This is a genomic window from Archangium sp. (assembly GCF_057119385.1).
On the sequence record NZ_DBNGVP010000030.1, the window covers coordinates 35,669 to 45,117 of the forward strand.

General features: G+C 70.6%; 7 protein-coding genes and 1 pseudogene. 3 read left to right on the forward strand and 5 right to left on the reverse strand.

Annotated features, from left to right (window positions below):
* The first annotated feature begins 80 nt into the window (after positions 1 to 80).
* The 3 genes from AC16DP_RS08275 to AC16DP_RS08285 all read left to right on the forward strand — a co-directional run bounded on the left by AC16DP_RS08275 (position 81) and on the right by AC16DP_RS08285 (position 3,439).
* Positions 81 to 2,384, forward strand: coding sequence for a heavy metal translocating P-type ATPase (locus AC16DP_RS08275; protein WP_329731634.1), 2,304 nt, complete (start codon positions 81 to 83; stop codon positions 2,382 to 2,384).
* Between the two features lie 85 nt (positions 2,385 to 2,469).
* Complete coding sequence (locus AC16DP_RS08280) at positions 2,470 to 2,850, forward strand: cupredoxin domain-containing protein (protein ID WP_329731633.1); 381 nt, start codon at positions 2,470 to 2,472, stop codon at positions 2,848 to 2,850.
* Between the two features lie 10 nt (positions 2,851 to 2,860).
* Positions 2,861 to 3,439 (forward strand): RNA polymerase sigma factor, encoded by a 579-nt coding sequence (locus AC16DP_RS08285; protein ID WP_329731632.1) that lies wholly within the window; start codon positions 2,861 to 2,863, stop codon positions 3,437 to 3,439.
* A gap of 40 nt (positions 3,440 to 3,479) precedes the next feature.
* Here the strand turns inward: AC16DP_RS08285 and AC16DP_RS08290 are convergent, their stop codons facing one another.
* From AC16DP_RS08290 to AC16DP_RS08310, 5 genes and pseudogenes are all read right to left on the reverse strand, one after another.
* Positions 3,480 to 4,655 carry a beta-barrel domain-containing protein gene (locus AC16DP_RS08290; RefSeq protein WP_329731631.1) on the reverse strand — a complete coding sequence of 392 codons (1,176 nt, stop codon included), beginning with the start codon at positions 4,653 to 4,655 and terminating at the stop codon, positions 3,480 to 3,482.
* A 5-nt stretch (positions 4,656 to 4,660) separates the two neighbouring features.
* A complete protein-coding gene (locus AC16DP_RS08295) occupies positions 4,661 to 7,150 on the reverse strand; it encodes an ATP-binding cassette domain-containing protein (RefSeq protein ID WP_329731630.1) in 2,490 nt (829 codons plus the stop codon).
* On the reverse strand, positions 7,147 to 7,452 hold the full coding sequence (locus AC16DP_RS08300) for a protein kinase family protein (RefSeq protein ID WP_329731629.1): 306 nt from the start codon (positions 7,450 to 7,452) through the stop codon (positions 7,147 to 7,149). The genes AC16DP_RS08295 and AC16DP_RS08300 overlap by 4 nt, the downstream gene beginning before the upstream one ends.
* A gap of 134 nt (positions 7,453 to 7,586) precedes the next feature.
* Positions 7,587 to 8,096, reverse strand: a pseudogene (locus AC16DP_RS08305) (protein kinase domain-containing protein); the annotation flags it as partial.
* Positions 8,097 to 8,446: 350 nt separating this feature from the next.
* A complete protein-coding gene (locus AC16DP_RS08310; protein WP_329731627.1) occupies positions 8,447 to 8,617 on the reverse strand; it encodes a hypothetical protein in 171 nt (56 codons plus the stop codon).
* Positions 8,618 to 9,449 lie beyond the last annotated feature (832 nt).

The following is a 9,449-nucleotide window of genomic DNA, read 5'->3' on the forward strand; positions in this document are numbered from 1 at the left end:
TGTAATGGGCGGGGAGGGGGCGCGTCTGCCGGGGCATGAGCGGCGGTTTTCGCCGCTGCGCAACCAGAGGAGTGCAAGGCATGCAGACCCCGGTCCAGAAACTCCAACCCATGCAGGGAGGGGCCGCGCCCGGTGCGAGCGACGAGCTGCCCATCCTGGGAATGACGTGCGCCGCGTGCGTGCGGCGCATCGAGAAGGCCCTGGGGGCGGTTCCGGGCGTCGCCTCCGCGTCGGTGAACCTGGCCCTCAAGCGGGCGAAGGTGACGTACGACCCGAGCCTGACGTCGCCTTCGCGGCTGGCCGAGGCGGTGAAGCGGGCCGGGTACGAGGTCCCCGAGGTGCCGCTCGTGAAGGGCAGCGCGTCCGCCCGCCGCTCGGAGGCCGCGGACGCCGCGGAGGAGAAGGATCGGCGCGCCCTGAAGCGCGACTTCCTCCTCGCCCTCTCCTTGACGGTGCCGCTGCTGGTGGTGGCGATGTCCCACGGGGCCATCCCCGGGAGCGACGGGACGTGGGGCCGGTGGCTGCAATTCCTGCTGGCCACGCCCGTCGTCTTCGGCCCGGGGCGGCGCTTCTTCCGCCTGGCGTGGGCGGCGCTGAGGCACCGGGCCGCGGACATGAACACCCTCGTGGCCATGGGCACGGGCGCCGCCTGGGGCTACTCGACGGTGGCGCTCGTGGCACCGGGCCTCTTCCCCCACGCGGAGCACGGCATGGTGCCGCACCTCTACTTCGAGGCGGCCGGGGCCATCCTCACCTTCGTGCTGCTGGGCAAGCTGCTCGAGACGCGGGCCCGCAAGCGCCTGGCGGATGCGGTGCGGGGGCTCGTCGCGCTGCAGCCGAAGCTGGCGCGCGTGGTGGAGGACGGCGTGGAGCGGGACGTGCCCGTGGAGGCGCTCACCGCGGGGCACCTCGTGCTGGTGCGTCCGGGGGAGCGGGTCCCCGTGGATGGAGAGGTCGTGCGCGGGCAGTCCGCCGTGGATGAGTCCATGCTGACGGGGGAGAGCATGCCCGTGGAGAAGGGGGTGGGGGCGCCCGTCTTCGGCGGCACCCTCAACCAGAGCGGTGCCCTCACCTTCCGGGTGACGCGCACGGGGGGCGACACGGCGCTCGCGCGCATCGTGGAGGCGGTGGAGCAGGCCCAGGGCTCGCGCGCCCCCATCGCCCGTCTGGCGGACGTGGTGAGCGGCATCTTCGTGCCGGTGGTGCTGGCAATCGCCACGGTGACGTTCGGGGTGTGGCTGGCCGTGGACCCCACGGCCGCGGGCCTGGCCACGGCGGTGGAGCGCTTCGTGGCCGTGCTGGTCATCGCCTGCCCGTGCGCGCTGGGGCTCGCCACCCCCGCGGCGGTGGCCGTGGGCACGGGCCGCGGGGCGGAGCTCGGCGTGCTGGTGAAGGGCGGGGCGGCGCTGGAGGCGGCAAGCCGCATCGACACGGTGCTGCTGGACAAGACGGGGACGCTCACCGAGGGCCGGCCGACGCTGACGGACGTGGTGGACATCTCGGGAGAGGGCGAGGAGGTGCTGCTGGCGCGGGTGGCGAGCGTCGAGCGCGAGAGCGAGCACCCGGTGGCGCGCGCGCTGGTGGAGGGCGCGCGGGAGTGGGGCGTGACGCCGCGGCAGCCCGTGGGCTTCCGGGCCGAGGCCGGCTACGGGGTGGAGGCCGAGGTGGACGGCCGGAAGGTGCGGGTGGGCACCGAGGCCTGGCTGCGGCAGGTGGGGGTGTCCACCCAGCCACTCGAGGAGGAGGCGGAGCGCCTCTCCGCTTCCGGGCGCACGCCTTCCTTCGTGGCCGTGGACGGGAAGCTCGCGGGCCTGGTGGCGGTGGCGGACCGGCCGGCGCCCGGCGCGCGCGGCGCGGTGGAGGCCCTGCGGGGCATGGGCATCCGGGTGGCCATGGTGACGGGGGACCGGCGCGGGACGGCCACCGCCGTGGCACGCGAGCTCGGCATCCAGGAGGTGCACGCGGAGGTGAAGCCCGAGGACAAGGCGCGCCTGGTCGCCGAGCAGCGGGAGAAGGGGAGGACGGTGGCCATGGTGGGGGACGGAATCAACGACGCCCCGGCGCTGGCGGGAGCCCATGTGGGTGTGGCCATCGGGAGTGGCACGGACATCGCCGTGGCGGCCGCGGACGTGGCGCTGCTGCGCGGCGGCATCGTGGGGCTGCCCGGGGCCCTGCGGCTGGCGCGGAGCACGCTGCGCACCATCCGGCAGAACCTCTTCTGGGCCTTCGTCTACAACGTCATCGGCATTCCCATCGCCGCGGGGCTTCTCTACCCGTGGACGGGCTGGCTGCTCTCCCCGGTGCTCGCCAGCGCCGCCATGTCGCTCTCGAGCGTCTCGGTGCTGGCCAACTCCCTGCGCCTGCGGCACTTCCGCCCCGCCTGAGCCGGGCCGCCGCCCCCGGGGTGTAATTCCCGGGGAGCGGCTGCGTCTCTCCGGGTGCTGGACACACCCACCCTGGAGGTACCCCATGTGGAAGCCTGGTTCCCTGATTGCCGCCCTGCTCGCCCTCTCGCCTGCCGTGGGGGTGCTGCCGCCCATGAACGCCCATGCCGGGGAGGCGCCCACGCCCCGCGAGGTCCAGGTGCGCGTGGAGCGCGGCTACAACCCCGCCCGCATCGAGGTGCGGGAGGGGGAGCGGGTGCGGCTCACCTTCCTGCGCACCGAGTACACCCCCTGCACGAAGGAGGTGGTGTTCCCCACCCTCGGCATCCGCGAGGAGCTGCCGCCCCACCAGCCCGTCACCGTGGAGCTGCCGCCGCAGAAGGTGGGCGAGGTGGAGTTCCACTGCGGCATGAAGATGAGCCGCGGCAAGGTGGTGGTGACGCCCCACGCTCACGAGGCGCACTGAGGAGGCCGGCATGTCCGCACCCCAACTGGCGCCCGTCTCCCCCCCGCTGTCCGCCGAGGCCGTGGCGGACGTCCTCCTCGCCCACCGGCGCACCTTCCTCGGCTTCCTGCGCAAGCGCATGGGGGGCGGGGCCGCCGCCGAGGACGTGCTCCAGGAGGCACTGGTGCGCGCACTCACGCGGCTTCCGCTCCTGGAGGACGAGCAGGCCGTCCTGAGGTGGTTCTACCGCGCCCTGCGCAACGCCCTGGTGGACCAGCACCGGCGGCACGAGGCGGCCTCCCGCGCGCTGGAGGCGCTCGCGCGGGAGCCCGAAGAGGTTGGCGTGCCTGATGCTTCTCAGCGCCAGACCCCCTGCGGGTGCGTCACGCGCCTGGCCACCTCCCTCAAGCCGGAGTACGCGCGGGCGCTCGAGCGCGTGGAGGTGGAGGGCATCGCGGTGAAGGACTTCGCCGCCGAGCAGGGCCTCTCCCGCGGCAACGCGGCCGTGCGTGCCTTCCGCGCACGCGAGGCGCTGCGCAGGCAGGTGTCCTCCACCTGCGGTGCCTGTGCCGACGAGGGCTGCCAGGACTGCAGCTGCGGGGAGGAGTGAAGGCGCCTACTGGCCACCTAACCGGGGCAAGCCCAGAGCCCTACCTCTCGATGCGGTCGAAGAGCTTCGCCAGGACGGACTCGTAGAGCCGCAGCTGCCCGGTGACAATCTCGCCTCGCACCTTGTAGCCCGGGCGGACCTCGAACGGGTGTGGAGGGGGCAGGTCCACGATGGCGAAGAATTCATTGGCATCGTTCGGTGGGGACACGTAGCGGACCTGCCCCTTGAGCACCCCGTACCGATGGAAATGAAACGCGTCCACCTTGAGGTGCGCCGGCTGGCCTGCCAGCACTCGCTTCACCTCGTCCTGCGTCAGCTTGAACTTCGCATACAGCGCGCTCCCCTCCTCCAGCACGGGCGCCACCTCGACCAGGATTTCTCCCGCGAGGAGCCGGTCGCTGCTCGCCTTCGTATTGTAGACGTAGCGGATGGTGCCACGGATGTCCGCCCGCACCTCCCGCCTGGCCGCGAGCCGGCCGCGCAGCTCCTTCTCCTCGCGCTGCTTCTCCAGCTCCCTCCGCAGCTTGTTGGCCCGCTCGAGCAGCGAGAGCCGCGCCGCCTCCGCGCCGAGCAGCTCCAGCTCGACGCGGGTGAGCTCGCCGCGGTAGGTGCCCCCCAGCTTGAGCCCCGCCGCCTCCTGCTCCCGCCGGAGCCTCGACAACTCGGCGGCGGCGCTCTTCGTCTCCAGGACGCCGCGGTAGTCCGCCTCGTGCTCCTCCTTCGAGAGCAGCCCTCGCTCTTGCAGCCCGCGGCTGCGCTCCGCTTTCACCTCCGCCAGCGCCTGCTTCTCCCGGGCGAGCTCCAGCTGGCGGGAGAGCGCGTCCAGGCTCTGGCGGGCCTGGGCCTCCTCCACCCCGTGTTTCTGCCGCAGGAGCGTGAGCTGGCGGCGGTGGTGCACGACCTGCTCGCCCGCGTTGTCAATCTGCTCCACCACCGTCCGCAGCTCCTCCTCCAGGGCCTGGGAGTCCGCCTCCGCCTTTCGCGCGGTGGCGGCGACCTCCTCGTTGTCCAGGAGCATCAGGAGCTGGCCCTCCTCCACGGCTTGCCCCTCACGGACGTACTGGGCCACCACCCGCACCTCGTACGGCGCCTTGTGGACGGAGCGGGGCCGGTAGGAGAGCACCTCCCCCTCACGGACGTGCACGACGGCATTCACCTCCACCGTCGCGAAGAGCACCACCCCGAGGCCGAAGCACCCCACGAGCAGCGCGAACATTCCCCTTATATGGCCGAGGCCGCCCATGCCACCTCCCGGGCCGACGTGCCGTCCGTCATGCCCTCCTCGCCCGCCTCCTGGATGCGCCCGCCGCGCAGCAGGACCTTGCTGCTCAGCTGCAGCCCCTCCACGGGCTCGTGCGAGATGAAGAGCATCGCCCGATCGCCAATCTCCCCCAGCAACCTGGCGATGGCGGCCTTCGATTCCTGGTCGATCCCCCGGAAGATCTCGTCGAAGATCAGCACGTCCGCCTCCGAGAGCAGGGCGCGCAGCACCAGCACCTTGCGCCGCTGGCCGGTGGACAGGTTGCGCCCCCCTTCCTCGATGAGCCGCTCCAGGTTGTCCGGGTGCTGGACGATGCAGTCGTAGAAGCCGATTCGCTTCGCCAGCTCCACGATGCGCCGCGTGCTGTGGCGCCGGCCGAAGGTGATGTTGAAGCGCAGCGTCTCGTTGAAGAGGGTGTCCTCCGCCGAGACCAGCACCACCCGTCGCCGCAGTGCCCGCTCGCCGAGCAGCTCACGGGGGACGTCGTTGACCAGCACCGTCCCACTGGAGGGCTGCTGGAGCCCGGCCAGCACTCGCACCAGGGTGGACTTCCCGCTCCCGTTGGCCCCCATCAGGAGCACCTTCTCCCCTTTGTGCAGCGTCAGGTCCGCCCCGTCCAGGACGGAGAGGCCCGAGGGGTAGCGATAGGCGAGTCCCCGCGCCTCCAGCACCTCCACCCGCACGTCCTCCTCTGGCGCGCGCGGGGCGCGGCTGGCTCCACCCTCGCCGAAGTCGAAGTAGCGCCTCAGGATCACGAGGTTCTCCTGCAGCGAGAGGTTCTCCTCGAGCAGCGTGGTGAAGGAGGAGAAGATCTTCGCCGACAGGGCGATGAAGGTGAGGAGCTGTCCGAGCGTGATCGCCTGCTGGGCAATCAGTCCGCGGGCGCACAGCAGGATGAGCAGCAGCGAGGCCGCCGTGGTGACGAGGGCGACGGCCGCGGTGCTGGCGAGGTCGAGCAGCTTCCCCTTGCGCTGCGTCTCCAGGTAGCGCCCCGCCTGGGTCCCCAGCTGCGCGCTGAAGTGCGCCTCCAGGTTGAAGGCCCGGATGGGTTGCACCCCCTCCAATCCTTCCACCAGGCAGGAGAGCAGGTCGGCCTTGTTGCGGAAGCGCTCGCTCTCCAGCCGCCGGAGCACCGGCGTCACCGCCAGGAGGAGGGCGCCCAGCACCAGCAGGGTCAACAGGACGAGCGCGGCGGCCCGCCAGTTGAGCACGAACAGCACGACGAGCGCGTTGAGGGAGACACAGGCGTTGACGACGATTCGTGAGAAGTAGCTGGTGAAGAAGCTCTTGAGCTTGAGGCTGTCGCTGACGCGCTCGAGCAGGTCCCCCCGCGTGAAGGAGCGCAGGTATTGGATGCTCCCCGTCAGCATCCGCTTCCCGAAGCGCAGCAGGAAGTAGCGGTCCAGCTCCAATCCCAGGTGCACCGCCACGTACCGGGTGTACACCCCCATGAGGATGTCGAACAGCCTGAAGAGTCCCAGGCCCAGGACGAAGGTGGTCAGCACTCCAAAGTCGAACTGGGGGATGATCTCGTCGACGAGCAACTGGTTGACGAAGACGGCGGTGTGCGTCGTCACGGACGAGAGCACGGCGGCCAGGAGGAAGAGGTACCAGATACCGCGCAGCGCGCCGACCTCCTTCACCAGCCGCCAGAGCGGATGGGCCGGCGGCTCGTCAGGCACCTGCCGCTCCGCCCTCGAGGCCGGCGGCCGCACCACGAGCACCACGGGCGTCGCCAGCACCCGCCGCTCCTCACTGCCCTCCACCGCGCGGAAGCGCTGGGGAACGGACGAGAGTTGCTGGTGGTGGACCAGGTCGGCGAGGAAGGCCCGCTCGGCCGCCTCGTCCTTCAACCCGAAGTTCTGCTTCACGTAGCCGAAGTAGAGCAGCTTGTTGTACAGCGCCCCCACCTCGGCCTCGCTGGGAGGAGTGTCCAGCTGGAGCCCGTACCTCCCCAGCTCCTCCATCACCTGGCCCCGGATGCGGCCGCGCCACAGTTCCTGCGTCAGGGGCACCTGGACGGGGTGCACGCGCCGGACGAAGTCGGCCACCGTCCAGCGCTCCACCTGCCCGTGGGTGGGGTTGAGGATGCGCAGCCGCCCCCGCTCCACCCCGTCCACCACCACGTAGTGCAGCAGTCCGGTGGCCCGCACGCGCACCGTGGCCAGACACGGGGCGAGCTCGCCCAGCTTCCTCTCCAGCCCCGCGGCATCGTTGACGTCCAGCGGTTGCGTGCGCACCCCGAAGCCGTGCTCCTGGAGAAACGCCTTGAGGCTGTCGAGGCGCAATCCCTCGGCGTCCAGAGGAAGGGCGGCGGCGATGGTCTCGCGACTCATGGGGACCCCGAGCCGCTCGCAGAGCGTCTTCACCGCGCTGATTCCGCAGTCGTTGCTCCTCAACTGCGGGTCCACCTTCAGACGGGCCCGGCGCAGCCATTCCCCGAGGCTCATGGGCGGACGGGCTCCCCGGCCCGGACGGGCCGCGCGCCGCGCCGCCAGGCCGCACGCCAGCCCTCCAGCAGCTCCACGGCGTTGGGGAGGCGCTCCTCCGGAGCCTTGGCGAGGGCGCGCTCGATGATGTCGGCGAGGGCCGCCGGGATGCGCTCGCCCTCCGGAGTCCACACCGCGCGGGGGGCGGGTTGGCCGCGGATGGCCTGCGCCAGCCGTCTCCACAGCACCCTCTCCGCGAAGGGCGGGTGGCCCGTGAGGATTTCGTGGAGCAACACCCCCAGCTGGAACACCTCCGAGCGCATGTCACCCGGGCGGCTGCTGATGCTGAGCGAGCCGGGCTCGATGCGCTCGGGGGGGGCATGAAGGCGGGAAGGCCGCCATGGGGGACGGAGGCCTCCTCCTCCGGGTCGCCGCTGCGCCGCGAGAGGCCGAAGTCGATGAGCTTCACCCGGTGCTCGTCCGTCAGCATGAAGTTGCGCGAGTGGACATCGCCGTGCAGCAAGCCGTGGCGGTGCAAGTGGGCGAGCGCGGCGAGCGCCTCGGTCCCGATGCGCACCCGCTCCGGCAGGGACAGGGAGGACTCCGCCATGGCGTGACGAATCGAGTTGCCGCCGGCGTACTCCAGCGCGGCGTAGCAGGGCTTTCCGGGGTGGAAGGCCAACAGGCGACAGACGTTCTCATGCGGGGCCAGCCCGGCCATGAAGGAGAACTCCCGCTCGAAGAGCTCGCGCTCACGGTCCGCCCTGGGACCCTGCAGGATGAAGACCTTGAGCACCACGGACATCCCGGTGCCCACCTGCCGCGCGTGATGGAGCGCCACGTCTGACTTCTCCACGATCAGCGCTCCGACGCGGTACTCACCGAGCACCTGCCCGGGGGTGAGCGTCCAGGTGGACTCCTCCCGGAGGTCGGCCCCCGCGGAGCGCAGCAGGCCGGCGCGCCGCATGCGCTGGAAGAAGGTGCGCACCGTGGGGGCGATGGCCTCGGGTGGACACCCCGCCTGGCGCGCCAGCTCCTCCAGCGCCTCCGCCTCCGTCCGCGGCTTCCTGAACAGCTCCAGGTAGCTCTTGATGACGCTGTTGACCAGGTAGCAGTACTGGTGAGCGCGCGTGTCCACCACCATGAAGCGCTCGCCGGCGCTTGCGCCGGTGCTCGCATCCGAGCCACCGGGGAGACTCGAGCCCTCGCTCGAGGAGTGGAGCTCGAAGTACTCCGGAAACACATAGAGACGTTGCGGTGTCATGACCGGGACAAGGGCGTGGTGCGCCAGGGCTGAAGCCTGTTCTTCAGCCCGTTCTACTTGTGGCCAGACTTCCAGGAGCAGCTCTTGCTCTTGCTCCGACTCTTGCTCCTGCTCTTGCTCTTCTTGCTCTTGCTCTTGCTGGTGCCCCAACCGGCCTTGAACTCGAGGACGCGGTCCATCTGCTCTTCGGTCAGCTCATCGAGAATCTTCGAAAGATTCAGCATGGAAACCCCTCCAAGAAAGAACTGATGGCGAATGCTTCGGATGACGATGCCCTGGCGCACCCCGCCCCCCGATGCGACCTGCTCCGAATCGCACCGCAACGGAAAGCTAGGCAGCGGTCTTCTCGCGGTAGAACTGTCCCTGAGGCAGTCCGTGACGGCGAATAGTGGGCAGGAACTGCGCCTCCCCCTTGCCCGGCCTGGCGAAGCGCACCGGTTGCGAGACGGGCTCAACCGGCCTCGCGAGGCGCTGAGTGCCCACCCCACCTGAGCCATCCGAACCATGCCCTCGAGGACGTGCACAGCGGCAGCAAGAGGACAAGGAAGCGCAGGGCCATTGGGTAAAAGAAAAGAGCGCCAGACTTTCGCCTGACGCCCTTCTCCGAGTGGGTTGGAACCGCAGGACGTCAGCGGGGATGACCGCCAAGGTCCTTATGCCGAAGCACGGGCGCTCTTGATGCGCCCCTCGATTGACGCCGCTGAGAGCGGCGGGCCCGGGAACTGTCAGCCCCGTCGGATATCCCATCGGATCGGCTACCCGTCGGGGTGTGGCCATCAGCAAGCGTGCTCACGTCTCCATCAACAAGCGTGCGCGGTAACACGCAACAACATCATTCCCGCGCAGCCGGGTGTGCATTGTTGACGCGCAAGCTGGTTGATGGGCGCGTGAGCGAGCTGGGTGATGGGCATCACGCCGGTGGTGGTGCACCACGGCGGGTGATGGGAAGGCGACGAGCCGCCACCCGGGAGAGTGGCGGCCCGCCGGGTGCAAGGCATCAGGAGGAGGAGACCTGGCGGTCGAGGACGCTCCGGGCGATGTCGGAGTCGACGAGCT